Source organism: Gryllotalpicola ginsengisoli DSM 22003 (genome assembly GCF_000419445.1).
Lineage (GTDB): Bacteria > Actinomycetota > Actinomycetes > Actinomycetales > Microbacteriaceae > Gryllotalpicola > Gryllotalpicola ginsengisoli.
In genome coordinates this window covers 33,935-49,853 of record NZ_AULK01000011.1, presented here as the reverse complement: position 1 = coordinate 49,853, position 15,919 = coordinate 33,935, and the positions used below count along the sequence as shown (strand labels likewise).

The window sequence follows — 15,919 nt, the reverse complement described above, 5'->3', positions numbered from 1 at the left end:
CCTCGAGATGAGATTTCCATCCCCTTGTGGGGAGAGGCTCCCAGCCAGACGACTGGGTTGATAGGCCGGATGTGGAAGACAGGACGAAAGACTGTCGCAGCTGACCGGTACTAATAAGCCGACAACTTACCAACACAACACACAGTCGTGTTGCTCGCGTCCACCGTGTGGTTCCCGACATACGAACGGCAAACCACAACAACACAGTGCAAGCCAACCGTAAAGGTCGACAGAGTTTCGGCGGCCATAGCGGGAGGGAAACGCCCGGACACATTCCGAACCCGGAAGCTAAGACTCCCAGCGCCGATGGTACTGCAGGGGCGACCCTGTGGGAGAGTAGGACACCGCCGAACACCCATTGAGAAATGGCCATCCGCCACGCGGATGGCCATTTCGCTTTAATGGCCTTAGTGGCCGACAAGGTCACAGCAGCGTGAGGAGAGAGCGTGAGCGACGGCTCAGGCCCCGAAGAAGAGAACAATCGCGAGCGGAGTCAGCGTTCGCCCGCAGACGGCGGCAGGCGCCGCGAGCCGAGCGATGAACGCAGCGGGCGTCCCTCCCGCAGTTCGCGTGATGGGGGCGGTCGCGCTTACGGCCGCGGGCGCCCGCAGGGCGAGCGCGCGCGGAGCGGCGGCGAGGGCGACGGGTTCCGGCCGCGTCGTAGCAACGGTGGCGAGCGACGTGGCAGCCAGCGGTGGCAAGACAAGGAACGCCCCAGGCGGTCCGATTCTCGCCCGGCCTGGCAGGGGGACCGGGCCCGTACAGACGGTGATCGACCCCGCGACGGGGAGCGTTCGCCGCAAGAGGGCGGCCGCACGTTCCGGCAGGGGGAACGGCGTCGCGGGCGGGGAGAAGGCGGCGCGCCTCGAGCGGGACAGAGCGACCGGCGGGATGGCTCACCACGGCTCTGGACCCGCGATGGCAGACCGGCCCGAGGTGACCGCGACGCGCGTCGTCCGGAGCGTCGTGAGCTCACTCCGGACGAAATCCGTGCGCGTGAGTTGCGATCGGTGCGGCCGCGTCACGACGACCCGGAACTGCCCGATGATGTGACGCCGCGCGACCTGGATGGCGCTGCGCGGGTCGAGTTGAAGACGTTGGCGAAGGACAACGCCGAGATCGTCGCGCGTCACCTTGTGATGGCGGCGCGGCTGATCGACGAGGACCCGGAGCTCGCGCATCGCCACGCCATGTCGGCGGAGCGCCGGGCCGGCCGAGTGGCTATCGTGCGCGAGACCGTCGCGATCACGGCGTACGCGAAGGGCGATTTCGCGCTCGCATTGCGGGAACTGCGCACCTACCGGCGGATCTCGGGACGAGACGATCAACTGCCGTTGATGGTCGACAGCGAGCGGGGTGTCGGGCGGCCGGAGCGCGCCCTCGAACTCGGCCGTTCCGTGGACCGCACGACGCTCCCGAACGCCGTGCAGGCGTCACTGGCGATCGCGATGTCGGGCGCGCGGCTCGACCTCGGCCAGCCGGAACTGGCACTCGCCGAGCTCGAAGTCCCGCAGCTGGACCCGAAGGTGGCCTATCCGTGGTCTCCGGCTCTCTTCCGCGCATACGCCGATGTGCTGGACGAACTCGGTCGTGCGGAGGACGCGCGACTATGGTGGCAGCGCGCCGAGCACGCGGAAGCCGCTCTCGCGGAAGCGGAGGCGGACGACGAGCACGAAACAGTGGAGATCATCGAGCTCGATGAGGAGGACGAAGGATCCGATGGCGTTGTTCCGGATGCGGAATAGCGGTCGGCGAGTGCTCGACGACGTGGACGTCGTGCTCGCCGACCTCGACGGCGTCGTCTACAAGGGCGCGGACGCGATTCCGCACGCCGTCGAGAGCTTGAACCGAGCGGCGCAAGGAGCACGCCTCGGCTACATCACCAACAACGCGTCGCGCACCGACGAGGCGGTTGCCGGCCAGCTACGTGGATTCGGCCTCGACGTCGCCGCCAGCGACGTGGTCACCTCCCCGCAGGCCGCGGTGCGCCTGCTCGCCCAGCAGGTGCCGGCCGGCTCCCGGGTGCTCGTTGTCGGCGGCGAGGGCCTCACCAGCGTGGTCGCGGCCGCCGGGTTCCAGATCGTCGACTCCGCCGACGACGACCCGGCCGCGGTGATCCAGGGATTCGCACCCGAGGTCGGCTGGTCGCAGCTGGCCGAGGCGGCGTACGCCCTCGGCACGGGCGACGACGGGATCCCCTGGATCGCGACGAACACGGATTGGACGCTTCCGACGTCGCGCGGCCTGGCTCCGGGGAACGGCACGCTGGTCTCCGCGGTGCACACGGCCGTCGGACGTCTGCCTCTGGTCGCAGGCAAGCCGGAGACGCCGATCTTCGAGGAGGCGACGGCGCGGTTCCGCGCCAAGCATCCGATCTTCATCGGCGACCGTCTCGACACCGACATCGCCGGCGCGAACCGGGCCGGCATCGCGTCCGTGCACGTGCTGACGGGGGTCGACGGTGCGAAGCAGCTGCTGGCGGCAGGGCCGGAGGAGCGGCCCGACTTCATCCTGGAGGACCTTCGGGGGCTGCACGAGCCGTACCCGGAAGCCGAGGAGGGGCGCGGGGGCCAGATCACGGTCGGCGACGCGGCAGTGCGGCTGAACGGACACCGCGTCGAGGTCGTACGGGAGGGGTCCCCGCTGAACCTGCTGCGCGCGGCATGCCGGGTCATCTGGGACTCCGGCCTGGCGATCTACGCCCTCGACGTGCCCGAGCGGCTGTACCGTTGAGGCGTGCCTGAGGAACGAGAGGACGCCCTGGTCTCGCGACTGAAGTTGATCGAGGACCAGCCGCTCGCGGAGCGGGCGGAGGCGTACAACCACCTGCACGACGAACTGCGCGAGACGCTCGACGCCGCCGATCGACAGGGCGGCCGCGGCTGAGCCTCGCGATGACGCCGACGCGACTCGACGCCGCCGTGGCGGCCCGCGGACTGGCCCGCTCGCGCAACGTCGCGGCCAAGCTCATCGCGCAGGGGCGCGTGCGCGTGGACGGCGTGCCTGTGCTGAAGCCGTCGGCTGCCGTCGACGATGCGAGCGTGATCGAGGTCGAGGCATCCGATCACTATGTGAGCCGGGCCGCGCACAAACTGCTGGCCGCGCTCGACGCGTTCGACGTCGAGCCCGCGGGGAAACTCGCGCTCGACGTCGGTGCGTCCACTGGCGGCTTCACGCAGGTGCTGCTCGAGCGGGGCGCAGCGCGCGTCATCGCACTCGACGTCGGCCACGGCCAGCTCGCCGCACCGGTCGCGGGGGATCCGAGAGTGGTGAACGTCGAAGGCGTCAATGCGCGCGAGCTGACGGCCGGCGTACTCGCGCGGGTGTCGGGGGTGAGGGATGCGCCGCGGCTGGTCGTCGGGGACGTGTCGTTCATCTCGCTGAAGCACGTGCTTCCCGCGGTGCGGTCGAGCGTCTCGGACGACGCGGACTTCGTACTGCTGGTGAAGCCGCAATTCGAGGTCGGGCGCACCGGGGTCAAGGAAGGGATCGTACGCGATGCCGCTCTGCGCGCCGACGCGGTGGCCGGCGTGCTGTGGACGGCGTGGGACATCGGCCTCGGGACGGCCGGCCTGATCCCGTCGCCGATCGCCGGCACGCGCGGCAATCGCGAGTACATCGCCTGGCTGTCGGCGCCAAGGGGCAAGCATCCGACAGAATGGGTGCAGCGCATATCGACGATGGTGGGAGCGTGAAGATGACGAGGACGCGGCACATCCTGGTCGTCTCGCACACCGGGCGCGACGACTCGCTCGAAGCGGGCGTGGAGGTGTGCCGCCAGCTCACGGAGTCGGGCGTCGTGCCCGTACTGAGCACCGACGAGTGCAAGGACCTGCGCGACTACGCTCCCGACCTCGAGGGACTCGCCGTGCTCGGGGAGGACGTGGACGCCGACGCGCTCGAGCTCGCGATCGTGCTCGGCGGCGACGGGACGATCCTGCGCGCCGCCGAGATCGTGCGCGGCACGGACGCCCCGATCCTGGGCGTCAACCTCGGGCACGTCGGGTTCCTCGCCGAGAGCGAGCGCGACGACCTGTCGCACGCGGTCGCCCGGGTGCTCGCCGGCGACTACCAGGTCGAGGAGCGGATGACGCTGACGGTGCGCGTCAAGTACGGCGACCAGGTCGTCTACGAGGACTGGGCGCTCAACGAGGCCAGCGTCGAGAAGGCGAGCCGAGAGCGGATGATCGAGGTGATGGTCGAGGTCGACCGCCGCCCGCTCTCCAGCTTCGGCTGCGACGGGGTCGTCATGTCGACGCCCACCGGTTCCACGGCGTATTCGTTCTCCGCCGGCGGCCCGATCGTGTGGCCCACGCTCGACGCGCTGCTGTTCACCCCGATCTCGGCGCATGCGCTGTTCACGAAGCCGCTCGTCGTGACGCCCGACTCGGCGATCGCCGTCGAGCTGCTGGAGAGGGGGCAGGCCGGCGGCATCCTGTGGTGCGACGGCCGGCGCTCGGTCGAGTTGAAGCCCGGCGCCCGGGTGGTGGTCAGGAAGTCGCCGACCCCCGTGCGCATGGCGCGCCTGCACCGGGCGCGCTTCACCGACCGGCTCGTGCGCAAGTTCAACCTGCCCGTGGTCGGCTGGCGGGGGCCCGCGTGATCGAAGAGATCTCGATCAAGAGCCTCGGGGTCATCGACGAAGCAACCCTGCCGCTCGGCCCCGGCTTCACGGCGATCACGGGCGAGACCGGCGCAGGCAAGACGATGGTCGTCTCGGCGCTCGGCCTGCTTCTCGGCCAGCGCGCCGACAGCGGCTCCGTGCGCCGCGGCGCCGAGCAGGCCTGGGCGGAGGGACGCTGGCGGGTGCCGGCCGACGGCGAGGTCGCCGAGCGGGTGCGCGAGGCCGGAGGCGACGTCGACCCGATCGGCGGCGGGGACGCCGAGCTGGTGATCAGCCGCTCGGTCTCGTCCGAGGGTCGCAGCCGGGCGTACGCCGGCGGGCGCAGCGCCCCGGCCACCGTGCTCGCCGAACTGGGCGAGCGTCTCGTGGTCGTGCACGGGCAGTCGGACCAGATCCGGCTGCGCTCGACCGGCGCGCAGCGCGACGCCCTCGACCGCTTCGCGGGCCCCGGCTTCGCCGCGCTGCTTGCCGAGTACCGGGAGGTGTACGACCGCTGGCGCCGGGCGCGCGAGGAACTCGACGCGATCGTCGCCGACCGGGACCGGCGCGCCCGCGAGGCCGACGACCTGCGCGTGGCACTCGCCGAGATCGAGGAGGCCGCACCGCGCCCCGGCGAGGACGAGGAACTCGCCGAGCAGGTCGAGCGGCTGACCAACGCGGAAACGCTGCGCCTGGCCGCAGCCTCGGCGCGCGAGCAACTCTCGGCGGAGGAGGGCGACGGGCCCGACGCGCTCGCCCTGGTCTCCGCGGCGCGGCGCGGCCTCGAAGCGGCCGCCCGCCACGACCCCGCGCTCGCCGCGCTCGCCGACTTGCTGCAGACCGCCGAGGTCCACGTCGGGGAAGCCGCCGCGCAGCTCTCGTCGTACCTCGCCGGCCTCGACGCCCACGGCGCCCGCGACCTCGAGCTGCTGCAGGAGCGCCGGGCGACGCTCGGCACCCTGATGCGCAAGTACGGTCCGAGCCTCGACGAGGTGCTGGCCACGCTCGAGACCGGCAGCACCCGCCTGCTCGAGCTCGACGGAGACGCCGAGCGCATCGACGCGCTCACGGCGCAGGTGGCGGCCGACGAGGCGCTCGCGCAGGAGAAGGCGGACGCCCTCACGGCGGCGCGCCGCGAGGCCGCCGAGCGGCTCGGAACCGAGGTCACCGCCGAACTCGCCGCGCTCGCCATGCCCGACGCGCGCGTGGTCGTCGAGGTGACGGACCGCGGCGAGCTCGGGGCGAGTGGACAGGACCAGGTCGCGATCCTGCTTCAGCCGCATCCCGGCAGCGAGCCGCGGCCGCTCGGCCGGGGAGCCTCCGGCGGCGAGCTGTCGCGCGTCATGCTCGCCATCGAGGTGGTGCTGGCCGGCACCGACCCCGTGCCGACCTTCGTCTTCGACGAGATCGACGCCGGGGTGGGCGGCGCGGCGGCGATCGAGATCGGGCGGCGCCTGGCGCGGCTGGCGGAGAGCGCGCAGGTGATCGTCGTCACCCACCTCGCCCAGGTCGCCGCGTTCGCCGGCAACCACCTCACGGTGGTCAAGGGCACCGACGGCTCGGTGACCTCCTCGAGCGTGCGGAAGCTGGACGGCCAGGAGCGGATCGCGGAGATGGCACGGCTGCTGTCGGGGCTTCCCGACTCCCGCACGGGGCTCGAACACGCCCGCGAGCTCATCGGCATGGCGCATCCGTGAGCGCGCCGCGAAGGTTGATAGGATAAAAGCCCGTGGTGGAATCTTCAGACGCGGGCAGCTCGAACTCAGGCGACACGACCAAGCACATCTTCGTGACAGGTGGTGTCGTCTCTTCTTTGGGCAAGGGGCTCACCGCGGCGAGCCTGGGCAATCTGCTCACCTCGCGGGGCCTGCACGTCGTGATGCAGAAGCTCGACCCCTACCTCAATGTGGACCCGGGGACGATGAATCCGTTCCAGCACGGCGAGGTGTTCGTCACCGACGACGGGGCCGAGACCGACCTCGACATCGGCCACTACGAGCGCTTCCTCGACGTGAACCTGTCTCAGGCCGCCAACGTCACCACCGGCCAGATCTACTCGCAGGTCATCGCCAAGGAGCGCCGCGGCGAGTACCTCGGCGACACCGTGCAGGTGATCCCGCACATCTCCGACGAGATCAAGCGGCGGATGCGTCTGCAGGCCGCCGCCGACCCGCAGCCCGACGTGATCATCACCGAGGTGGGCGGCACGGTCGGCGACATCGAGTCGCAGCCGTTCATCGAGGCGGCTCGGCAGATCCGCCACGAGCTCGGGCGGAAGAACTGCTTCTTCGTGCACGTGTCGCTGGTGCCGTTCATGAACGCCTCCGGCGAGCAGAAGACCAAGCCCACCCAGCACTCGGTCGCGATGCTGCGCTCCATGGGCATCCAGCCCGACGCGCTGGTGCTGCGCAGCGACCGGCCCGTCTCCGACTCGAACAAGAAGAAGATCGCGCTGATGTGCGACGTCGACGAGGACGCCGTCGTGAACGCGGTCGACGTGCCGAGCATCTACGACATCCCCGGCATGCTGAACGAGCAGGGCCTCGACACGTACATCGTCGAGCAGCTCGACCTGGGAGCCAAGGCGGGCGAGCCGGACCGGAGGAGCTGGGACGAGCTGCTGAAGGTCGTGCACGAGCCGAAGAGCGAGGTCACCATCGCCCTCGTCGGCAAGTACATCGACCTGCCCGACGCGTACCTGTCGGTCTCGGAGGCGCTCAAGGCCGGCGGCTTCGCCCACCACGCCAAGGTCAACGTGCGCTGGGTTCCCTCCGACTCCTGCGAGACGCCCGAGGGCGCCGTCAAGCAGCTGTCGGACGTCGACGGCGTGTGCGTGCCCGGCGGCTTCGGCATCCGCGGCATCGAGGGCAAGCTCGGCGCCCTGCGCTTCGCCCGCGAGAACGGCATCCCCGCCCTCGGCCTGTGCCTGGGGCTGCAGTGCATGGTGATCGAATACGCCCGCAACGTCGCCGGGCTGCCCGGGGCCTCCTCGAGCGAATTCGACCCCGAGACCGAGTTCCCCGTCATCGCCACCATGGCGGAGCAGGTGGAGATCATCGCCGGCGGCGACCTCGGCGGGACCATGCGCCTCGGGCTCTACCCGGCCAAGCTCGCCGAGGGGTCGATCGTCGCCGAGCTGTACGGGTCGAGCGAGGCCAGCGAGCGGCACCGGCACCGGTACGAGGTCAACAACAAGTACCGCGACCAGATCGCCGCCGCGGGGCTGGTGTTCTCGGGGCTCTCGCCCGATGGGCACCTGGTCGAGTACGTTGAGCTGCCGCGGGACGTGCATCCGTTCTACGTGGCCACGCAGGCGCACCCCGAGCTGCGCAGCCGGCCGAACCGCGCCAACCCGCTGTTCCGCGGCCTCGTCGGCGCGGCACTGGAGCGGCAGGAGTCCACGCGCCTCTTCCCCGTCGAAGAGGACGAGAACGTTGCCTGACCCGGAGCTCATCGCCGACGAGCCGGCCCGGCCGGCCGTGACCGGGTCGGAGGTCGTCTACGAGGGGCGCATCTGGGATGTGCGCCGCGAGACCTTCGAGTACAACGAGCACACCCTGGTGCGCGAATTCATCGCGCACACCGGCGCCGTCGCCGTGCTGGCCCTCGACGAGCAGGGGCGGGTGCTGCTGATCCGGCAGTACCGGCACCCCATCCGGCAGCGGGAGTGGGAGATACCCGCCGGGCTGCTCGACGTCGCCGGCGAGAGCCCGCTCGCCGCGGCGCAGCGCGAGCTGGCCGAAGAGGCGGACCTGACCGCGGCCGAATGGAATGTGCTGGCCGAGTTCTGCTCCTCCCCGGGCAGCAGCAGCGAGTTGATCCGCATCTACCTCGCGCGCGGGATCAATGCGACCGGGGCGGCGTTCGCGCGCACCGAGGAGGAGGCGGACATCGAGGTCGCGTGGGTCGACCTGGACGAGGTCGTGGACGGCGTGCTCGCCCGGCGCCTGCAGAACCCGTCGCTCGCGATCGGGGCGATGGCGGCGAAGATCGCGCGCGAGCGGGGCTGGGAGAGCCTCGGCGACCCGGAGGAGCCGTGGTCGAGGCATCCGCGGTTCGCCGGCTGAGCGCACCCGAGCGCGACGTCGACGCGTTCCTGCGGCACGTCGCCCTGGAGCGCGGCCTGTCCAAGAACACCGTCGCCTCCTACCGGCGCGACCTCGCCACCTACCTGGACTGGCTCGCGCAGCAGGGCGTGACGACGCTCGACGCGGTGACGCCCGCGACCCTCGCCGACTACGCCCGGCACCTGGGCACCCGCAGCGAGCGGCCGCTGACGGCGGCATCCGTCGCCCGCATGCTGTCCACGGTGCGCGGGCTGCACCGCTTCCTCGCCGACGAGGGCAAGACGACGACGGATGCGTCGCGCGAGCTGCGCCCGCCCAAGCGGCCCTCCCGCCTGCCCAAGGCGATCTCGCGGGCCGACGTCGCGGCGCTCATCGAGACCGCCTCGGGTGACGACATCGTGGCGCTGCGCGACCGGGCGCTGCTCGAGCTGCTCTACGCCACCGGCGCCCGCGTGTCCGAGGCCGTCGACCTCGACGTCGACGACATCGTGGACCGCGAGATCGTGCGCCTGACCGGCAAGGGCGACAAGCAGCGCGTCGTGCCGTTGGGCAGCTACGCCCGCGAGGCGCTCGACGCCTACCTGGTGCGGGCCCGGCCGCTGCTGTCGGCGCGCGGGCCGGCGACGCCGGCGCTGTTCCTCGGCGTGCGCGGGCAGCGGGTGAGCCGGCAGAACGCGTGGCTGATCATCAAGCGCGCCGCGGATCGGGCGGGGCTCAAGGCCGAGATCTCGCCGCACACGCTGCGGCACAGCTTCGCGACGCACCTGCTCGAGGGCGGCGCCGACGTGCGCGTGGTGCAGGAACTGCTCGGTCACGCGTCGGTCGCGACCACCCAGCTGTACACCCTCGTCACCGCCGACACCCTGCGGGACGTGTACACACAGGCGCATCCGAGGGCGCGGTAAGGTTGAGCAGTCCGAGCGAGCAACGAGGAGCGTCACGAGGGTGGATCGCACGACGACCGACTTCCCGGTCCCCGCACCGCTGAAGCAGCACGGTCCCGCGCGCATCGTCTCGCTCTGCAACCAGAAGGGCGGCGTCGGCAAGACGACGACCACCATCAGCCTCGGGGCGGCGCTGGCCGAGTACGGCCGCCGGGTGCTCGCGATCGACTTCGACCCGCAGGGGGCGCTGTCGGCCGGACTCGCCGTGAACATCCACGAGGCCACCACCATCTACGACCTGCTGCTGTCGAGCAGGCTCGACCCGCGCGAGGCGATCCAGCACACCAAGGTCGACGGTCTCGACGTGATCCCCGCCAACATCGACCTGTCGGCCGCCGAGGTGCACCTCGTCAACGAGGTCGCGCGCGAGCAGGCACTCGCCCGCGTGCTGCGCAAGGTCAGCGACGACTACGACGTCGTGCTGATCGACTGCCAGCCGTCGCTCGGCATCCTCACCGTGAACGCGCTCACCGCGGCGCACGGCGTGCTCATCCCGCTGGAGAGCGAGTACTTCGCGCTGCGCGGCGTCGCGCTGCTGATCGAGACGGTCGAGAAGGTGCGCGACCGGCTGAACCCCGCGCTCGAACTCGACGGCATCCTCGTGACGATGTTCGACCAGCGCACGCTGCACGCCCGCGAGGTGTACGAGCGGGTCGTGGAGGCGTTCGGCGACAAGGTGCTCGACACCGTGATCACGCGCACCGTGAAGTTCCCCGACGCCTCCGTCGCCGGCTCGCCCATCACCCAGTTCGCCCCCGACCATCCGGCGGCGCAGGCGTACCGCCGCCTCGCCCGGGAGCTCGTCGCGCGTGGCGCCGCCGCCTGAGCCACTCGACGCGCTCGAGGGCGAGGCGCCCTCGTTCCGGGTGGCGCTGGACAACTTCGAGGGGCCGTTCGACCTGCTGCTGTCGCTGATCGGCAAGCACGAGCTCGACATCACCGAGATCTCGCTGAGCAGGGTCACCGACGAGTTCCTCGCCTACCTGCGCGGCATCGACCTGGCCGAAGAACTCGACCAGGCCAGCGAGTTCCTGGTCGTCGCGGCGACCCTGCTCGACCTCAAGGTGGCCGGCCTGCTGCCGCAGGGCGAACTGGTCGACGCCGAAGACGTCGCCCTGCTCGAGGCGCGCGACCTGCTCTTCGCCCGGCTGCTGCAGTACCGGGCGTTCAAAGAGGCCTCCGCGTGGTTCGGGCAGCGCCTCGACGCCGAGGGCAGCCGGCACGCCCGCACGGTGCGGCTCGAGGAGAAGTACCGCGCCCGCACCCCGGAGCTCGTGTGGACGCTCAGCGTCGACGACTTCGCCGCGCTGGCGCTGCTCGCCCTCACGCCCAAGCAGCTGCCGGTCGTCGGACTCGACCACCTGCACGCGCCGCTCGTCAGCATCCGCGAGCAGGCAGCGACCGTCGTCGCGCTGCTGCGGCAGGGGCGGCCCATGAGCTTCCGCGAGCTGGTCGCCGGCGTCGAGCAGAAGGGCGTGGTGATCGCGCGCTTCCTTGCGATCCTGGAGCTGTACCGGCACGCGGCGGTCCACTTCGAGCAGCTCGAGCCGCTCGGCGAGCTGACCGTGCAGTGGTCGGCCGTGAGCTGGTCGGAAGAGAACCTCGCCAACCTGGGAGCTGATTACGATGGCTGACGCGCCGCAGACCGACACCGACGAGACGGCGACGGATGCCGCATCCGCTCGGCCGCTCGATGTGAGACGCGCGCTCGAGGCGATCTTGATCGTCGCCGACGAGCCGCAGTCGCTGGTGAGCCTCGCCACCGCTCTCGGCGCGCCGGTCGCCGCCGTGCGGCAGGCGATCGAGGCGCTGAAGGCCGACTACGACGGCGAGGACGAGGCGACCGGGCGGGTGCGCCGCGGTTTCGAACTGCGCGAGGTCGGCGGCGGATGGCGGATCTACGTGCGCGCCGACTACGACCCCGTGGTCGCCGACTTCGTCGTGACGCAGAACCCGACGAAGCTGTCCCAGGCGGCGCTCGAGACCCTCGCCGTGATCGCCTACCGCCAGCCGATCACGCGCGGGCAGATCGCCTCGATCCGCGCGGTGAACGTCGACTCGGTGGTGCGCACCCTGCTCGGGCGCGGCCTGATCACCGAGGTGTCGGCCGACCCGGAGACCGGAGCGGTGAACTACGGCACGACCGAGCTGCTGCTCACCCAGCTCGGCATCAACTCGCTCGACGAGCTGCCGCCGATCGCGCCGCTGCTCGCCGATGGAACGGAAGGATTCGACGGTGACCTCCACTGACGACGCGGGGCGCGAGCGGCTGCAGAAGGTCATGGCCGCCGCCGGCGTGGCGAGCCGCCGCGCGAGCGAGGAGCTGATCGTGGCCGGCCGGGTTCGGGTCAACGGCCAGGTGGTGCGCGAGCTCGGTTCGCGCATCGACCCCGAGCGCGACCAGCTCGAGGTTGACGGCGTGGCCGTGCAACTCGACGCGAGCAAGCGCTACGTGATGCTCAACAAGCCCACCAAGGTGATCAGCTCGCTCGCCGACGACCGCGGCCGGCGCGACCTGACCGAGTTCACCAAGGACTACCCCGAGCGGCTGTTCAACGTCGGCCGGCTCGACTACGACACCTCCGGCCTGCTCGTGCTGACGAACGACGGCCAGCTCGCCCAGGTGCTCGCCCACCCGTCCTTCGGCGTCGAGAAGACCTACATCGCCAAGGTCGAGGGCACCGTGACGCCGCAGACGCTGCAGCGGCTGAAGAGCGGCGTGGAACTCGAGGACGGGCCGATCCGCGCCGACCGCGCCAAGCTGGTCGCGGGCGGCGCCGGCCCCGACGCCTCGCTCGTCGAGCTCACCCTGCACTCGGGCCGCAACCGCATCGTGCGGCGCATGCTCGCCGAGGTCGGCCACCCGGTCACCGAGCTGGTGCGGCGCAGCTTCGGCCCGCTGCACCTGGGCAGCCTGCGCCCGGGCCAGACCCGCGACCTCACTAAGGTGGAGGTCGGCCGACTGCTGACCCTCGCACGCTCGGCGGATCAGGTGAAGGACCAGCTGTGACCCAGGCTTCCCGCGTGACCGGAACGGTGCGCGTCGTCGGCTCCGGCCTGCTCGGCGCATCCGTCGGGCTCGGGCTGAGCGGGCGCGGCGTCGACGTCGCGCTCGCGGACGCGTCGCCGGCCGCGGTGCGGCTGGCAGTCGACTACGGGGCGGGGCGGATGGCGCGGCCCGACGACGCCCCGACGCTGATCGTCGTCGCGGTTCCGCCCGACTCGGTCGCGCAGGTGGTCGCCGCGGAGCTCGCGGCGTTCCCCGCAGCCGTCGTCACCGACGTCGCCAGTGTGAAGGCGGCCCCGCTCGCCGAGCTCGAGGCCGCGGGGGCCGCGCTCGATCGCTACGTCGGCTCGCATCCGCTCGCCGGGCGCGAGCGCGGAGGCGCGATCTCGGCCCGCGCCGACCTGTTCCTCGGCCGGCCCTGGGTGGTCTGTCCGCGGCCCGGGCTCTCACGCTCGAGCGTCTCGCTCGTCGAGGCGCTCGCCCTCGACCTCGGGGCGATCCCCGTCGAACTCGACACCGCGGCGCACGACGACGCGGTCGCGCTCGTCTCCCACACCCCGCAGCTCGTCGCGACGCTCATGGCGCGCCGGCTCACGGCGGCGACGGATGCGGCGCTGTCGCTCGCGGGCGGGGGACTGCGCGACGTGACCAGGGTCGCCGCGAGCGAGCCGGAGCTGTGGGTGCAGATCCTCGCGGCGAACGCCCCGAAGGTGGCCGAGATCCTGCGCGGCTACCGCGCCGACCTGGACACGGTGATCGCCGCCCTCGACGACGTCGAGGCGCCCGGGGCCAGGCGTGCCGTCGCCGAGACCCTCGCCGGCGGGAACGCCGGCGTCGCGCGCATCCCCGGCAAGCACGGCCAGGATCGCCGCTTCTCGAGCATCGTCGTGCTCGTCGACGACAAGCCGGGCGAGCTCGGCCGGCTGTTCGGCGAGCTCGGCGAGCTCGGCATCAACATCGAGGACCTGCGCCTCGAGCACTCCCCGGGCGCCGAGATCGGCATCGCCGAGCTCGCCGTGCTGCCCGACGCACAACAACGGGCGGTCGACGACCTCACCGCCCGAGGATGGAGGATCGCCGGATGACGGCAGCCGTGATCGCCGTGGACGGACCCGCCGGGAGCGGGAAGTCGTCGGTCAGCAAGGCCGTCGCGCGCAAGCTGGGTTTCGCCTACCTCGACACCGGGGCGGCGTATCGGGCGTTCGCGTGGCATGCAGCGAAGCAGGGGGTGGAGCTCACCGACGAGGCATCCGTCGCCACCGCCCTGCCGTCGTTCTCGCTCGCCGAGTCGACGGACCCCGACGACTTCTACGTGGCCGTCGGCGACACCGACGTGACCGCGGCGATCCGCGAGCCCGAGGTGACCGCCGTGGTCAGCCACGTGGCCAAGGTGCCGGCGGTGCGCGCCCATCTGACCGAGATCTTCCGCCGCATGGCGGCGAGCACGACGCGGCCGGGCATCGTCATCGAGGGGCGGGACATCACGACGGTGGTCGCTCCGGACGCCGCGGTGCGCATTCTGCTCACCGCGAGCGAGGAAGTTAGAATGGGGCGTCGCTCCGCCGAACTCGCCGGGCACTCCGCCCACACGGTCGGCGAGCAGTTGCGGCAGCGCGACCGCGCGGATTCCCACATCGTCGACTTCATGAACGCCGCGGAGGGCGTCACGACCGTCGACTCCACCGAGCTCGACTTCGACCAGACCGTCGACGCGGTCATCGACGTCATCCACTCCCGCCTGTAGAAACGAGAACACCCATGGCCGACACCGACGAGTTCGACGCCGACGCGGTCGGCTCCGACGATCTGGCCGAGCGCCTCGCCGACGTCGACGAGGTCGCGGCCGAGCGGCGCAGCGCCGCCCTGCGCAGCGGCCTCGAGGAATACGACCTCGACGACGAAGACCGCGCCGTGCTGGAGGCGGCCAGCGAGAACCCGGACGAGATCACCTACCTGCCGGCGCTGCCGGTGGTCGCGATCGTCGGCCGCCCGAACGTGGGCAAGTCGGCTCTCGTGAACCGCATCCTCGGCCGCCGCGAGGCCGTCGTCGAGGACACGCCGGGGGTCACCCGCGACCGCGTCTCCTACCAGGCCGAGTGGCTCGGACGCCGGTTCACCATCGTCGACACGGGCGGCTGGGAGCCGGACGCGCGCGGCATCGACGCATCCGTCGCCGCGCAGGCCGAGGTCGCGATCGAGCTGTGCGACGCCGTCATGTTCGTCGTCGACGCCAACGTCGGCGCGACGAGCACCGACGAGCACGTCGTGCGCCTGCTGCGCAAGACCAAGAAGCCCGTCTACCTCGTGGCGAACAAGGTCGACGACGCGCGCCTCGAGCCGGGTGCGGCCGACCTGTGGTCGCTCGGCCTCGGCGAGCCGCACCCCGTCTCGGCGCTGCACGGCCGCGGCGTCGCCGACCTGCTCGACCTGGTCGTCGGCAAGCTGCCCGAGGTCTCGGCCGTCGCCAAGCAGGAGGTCGGCGGCCCGCGCCGCGTCGCCATCGTCGGCCGGCCGAACGTGGGCAAGTCGTCGCTGCTGAACAAGGCCGCGGGGGAGGAGCGCGTGGTCGTCAACGACCTCGCCGGCACCACCCGCGACCCCGTCGACGAGCAGATCGAGCTGGGCGGAAAGGTGTGGCGCTTCGTCGACACCGCCGGCATCCGCCGCCGCGTGCACCTGCAGCAGGGCGCCGACTTCTACGCGTCGCTGCGCACCTCGACGGCGCTCGAGAAGGCCGAGGTCGCCGTCGTCGTGCTCGACGTGAGCCAGCCGATCAGCGAGCAGGACGTGCGCATCATCGACCTCGTGCTCGAGTCGGGCCGCGCCCTCGTGCTCGCCTTCAACAAGTGGGACCTGCTCGACGACGAGCGCCGGCGCTACCTGGAGCGCGAGATCGAGCAGGACCTCGCCCACGTCGACTGGGCACCGCGGGTCAACATCTCGGCCAAGACGGGGCGGCACCTGGAGCGCCTCGTGCCCGCTCTCGAGACCGCGCTCGAGTCGTGGGACACGCGCATCCCCACCGGCAAGTTCAACGCCTTCCTCGCCGAGCTGGTCGCCGCGCACCCGCACCCGCTGCGCGGCGGCAAGCAGTCGCGCATCCTCTTCGGCACCCAGGCCTCGACCCGGCCGCCGACGTTCGTGCTGTTCACGACCGGATTCCTCGACCCCGGCTACCGCCGCTACATCCAGCGCCGGCTGCGCGAGCTGTACGGCTTCGAGGGCACCCCGATCGTGCTCAATATGCGCGTCCGCGAGCGGCGCAGCCGCTAAGAGCGACGGCGATTTCGGATGCCTC

The 15,919-nt window shown here is 71.5% G+C and carries 16 protein-coding genes and 2 rRNA genes; all 18 read left to right on the top strand.

Features of this window, described 5'->3' with window-relative positions; all coding sequences use genetic code 11:
* A 23S ribosomal RNA gene (locus H563_RS0113430) occupies positions 1 to 134 on the top strand; the annotation flags it as partial.
* A 102-nt stretch (positions 135 to 236) separates the two neighbouring features.
* A 5S ribosomal RNA gene (rrf, locus tag H563_RS0113425) occupies positions 237 to 353 on the top strand.
* Positions 354 to 1,010: 657 nt separating this feature from the next.
* The gene (locus H563_RS17505; RefSeq protein ID WP_245556859.1) at positions 1,011 to 1,745 is read left to right on the top strand and encodes a hypothetical protein; all 735 of its coding nucleotides are present in this window, start codon (positions 1,011 to 1,013) and stop codon (positions 1,743 to 1,745) included.
* The gene (locus tag H563_RS0113415) at positions 1,720 to 2,733 is read left to right on the top strand and encodes an HAD-IIA family hydrolase (protein WP_027479460.1); all 1,014 of its coding nucleotides are present in this window, start codon (positions 1,720 to 1,722) and stop codon (positions 2,731 to 2,733) included. Before H563_RS17505 ends, H563_RS0113415 begins: the two co-directional genes overlap by 26 nt.
* Before the next feature lie 3 nt (positions 2,734 to 2,736).
* Positions 2,737 to 2,886, top strand: a complete 150-nt coding sequence (locus tag H563_RS18160; RefSeq protein WP_169409506.1) for a hypothetical protein — start codon at positions 2,737 to 2,739, stop codon at positions 2,884 to 2,886.
* A gap of 8 nt (positions 2,887 to 2,894) precedes the next feature.
* Positions 2,895 to 3,695, top strand: a complete 801-nt coding sequence (locus H563_RS0113405; protein ID WP_022883098.1) for a TlyA family RNA methyltransferase — start codon at positions 2,895 to 2,897, stop codon at positions 3,693 to 3,695.
* Positions 3,696 to 3,697: 2 nt separating this feature from the next.
* A complete protein-coding gene (locus H563_RS0113400) occupies positions 3,698 to 4,603 on the top strand; it encodes an NAD kinase (protein ID WP_027479459.1) in 906 nt (301 codons plus the stop codon).
* The gene (recN, locus tag H563_RS0113395) at positions 4,600 to 6,300 is read left to right on the top strand and encodes a DNA repair protein RecN (RefSeq protein ID WP_022883096.1); all 1,701 of its coding nucleotides are present in this window, start codon (positions 4,600 to 4,602) and stop codon (positions 6,298 to 6,300) included. Before H563_RS0113400 ends, recN begins: the two co-directional genes overlap by 4 nt.
* Positions 6,301 to 6,335: 35 nt before the next feature.
* Positions 6,336 to 8,045 (top strand): CTP synthase, encoded by a 1,710-nt coding sequence (locus H563_RS0113390; protein WP_022883095.1) that lies wholly within the window; start codon positions 6,336 to 6,338, stop codon positions 8,043 to 8,045.
* Entirely contained in the window at positions 8,038 to 8,670 is a 633-nt protein-coding gene (locus H563_RS0113385; RefSeq protein WP_022883094.1) for an NUDIX domain-containing protein, read from the top strand. Before H563_RS0113390 ends, H563_RS0113385 begins: the two co-directional genes overlap by 8 nt.
* On the top strand, positions 8,640 to 9,575 hold the full coding sequence (gene xerD / locus H563_RS0113380; RefSeq protein WP_022883093.1) for a site-specific tyrosine recombinase XerD: 936 nt from the start codon (positions 8,640 to 8,642) through the stop codon (positions 9,573 to 9,575). Before H563_RS0113385 ends, xerD begins: the two co-directional genes overlap by 31 nt.
* 40 nt (positions 9,576 to 9,615) lie before the next feature.
* A complete protein-coding gene (locus tag H563_RS16840; protein ID WP_022883092.1) occupies positions 9,616 to 10,440 on the top strand; it encodes a ParA family protein in 825 nt (274 codons plus the stop codon).
* The gene (locus H563_RS0113370) at positions 10,424 to 11,248 is read left to right on the top strand and encodes a segregation and condensation protein A (RefSeq protein ID WP_022883091.1); all 825 of its coding nucleotides are present in this window, start codon (positions 10,424 to 10,426) and stop codon (positions 11,246 to 11,248) included. Before H563_RS16840 ends, H563_RS0113370 begins: the two co-directional genes overlap by 17 nt.
* Complete coding sequence (scpB, locus tag H563_RS0113365; protein ID WP_022883090.1) at positions 11,241 to 11,864, top strand: SMC-Scp complex subunit ScpB; 624 nt, start codon at positions 11,241 to 11,243, stop codon at positions 11,862 to 11,864. Before H563_RS0113370 ends, scpB begins: the two co-directional genes overlap by 8 nt.
* Complete coding sequence (locus H563_RS0113360; RefSeq protein WP_051142761.1) at positions 11,830 to 12,624, top strand: pseudouridine synthase; 795 nt, start codon at positions 11,830 to 11,832, stop codon at positions 12,622 to 12,624. The genes scpB and H563_RS0113360 overlap by 35 nt, the downstream gene beginning before the upstream one ends.
* Positions 12,621 to 13,706, top strand: coding sequence for a prephenate dehydrogenase (locus tag H563_RS0113355; RefSeq protein ID WP_022883088.1), 1,086 nt, complete (start codon positions 12,621 to 12,623; stop codon positions 13,704 to 13,706). The genes H563_RS0113360 and H563_RS0113355 overlap by 4 nt, the downstream gene beginning before the upstream one ends.
* The gene (gene cmk, locus H563_RS0113350) at positions 13,703 to 14,365 is read left to right on the top strand and encodes a (d)CMP kinase (protein WP_022883087.1); all 663 of its coding nucleotides are present in this window, start codon (positions 13,703 to 13,705) and stop codon (positions 14,363 to 14,365) included. Before H563_RS0113355 ends, cmk begins: the two co-directional genes overlap by 4 nt.
* A gap of 14 nt (positions 14,366 to 14,379) precedes the next feature.
* Positions 14,380 to 15,894: a ribosome biogenesis GTPase Der gene (gene der / locus H563_RS0113345; RefSeq protein ID WP_022883086.1), complete on the top strand. Its 1,515-nt coding sequence runs from the start codon at positions 14,380 to 14,382 to the stop codon at positions 15,892 to 15,894.
* Positions 15,895 to 15,919: the final 25 nt, after the last annotated feature.

Coding starts and splice junctions, on each gene's coding strand:
- scpB (WP_022883090.1), top strand. CDS start 11,241: ATGGCTGACGCGCCGCAGACCGACACCGACGAGACGGCGACGGATGCC.
- H563_RS0113400 (WP_027479459.1), top strand. CDS start 3,698: ATGACGAGGACGCGGCACATCCTGGTCGTCTCGCACACCGGGCGCGAC.
- H563_RS0113360 (WP_051142761.1), top strand. CDS start 11,830: ATGGAACGGAAGGATTCGACGGTGACCTCCACTGACGACGCGGGGCGC.
- H563_RS0113415 (WP_027479460.1), top strand. CDS start 1,720: ATGGCGTTGTTCCGGATGCGGAATAGCGGTCGGCGAGTGCTCGACGAC.
- H563_RS0113405 (WP_022883098.1), top strand. CDS start 2,895: ATGACGCCGACGCGACTCGACGCCGCCGTGGCGGCCCGCGGACTGGCC.
- cmk (WP_022883087.1), top strand. CDS start 13,703: ATGACGGCAGCCGTGATCGCCGTGGACGGACCCGCCGGGAGCGGGAAG.
- der (WP_022883086.1), top strand. CDS start 14,380: ATGGCCGACACCGACGAGTTCGACGCCGACGCGGTCGGCTCCGACGAT.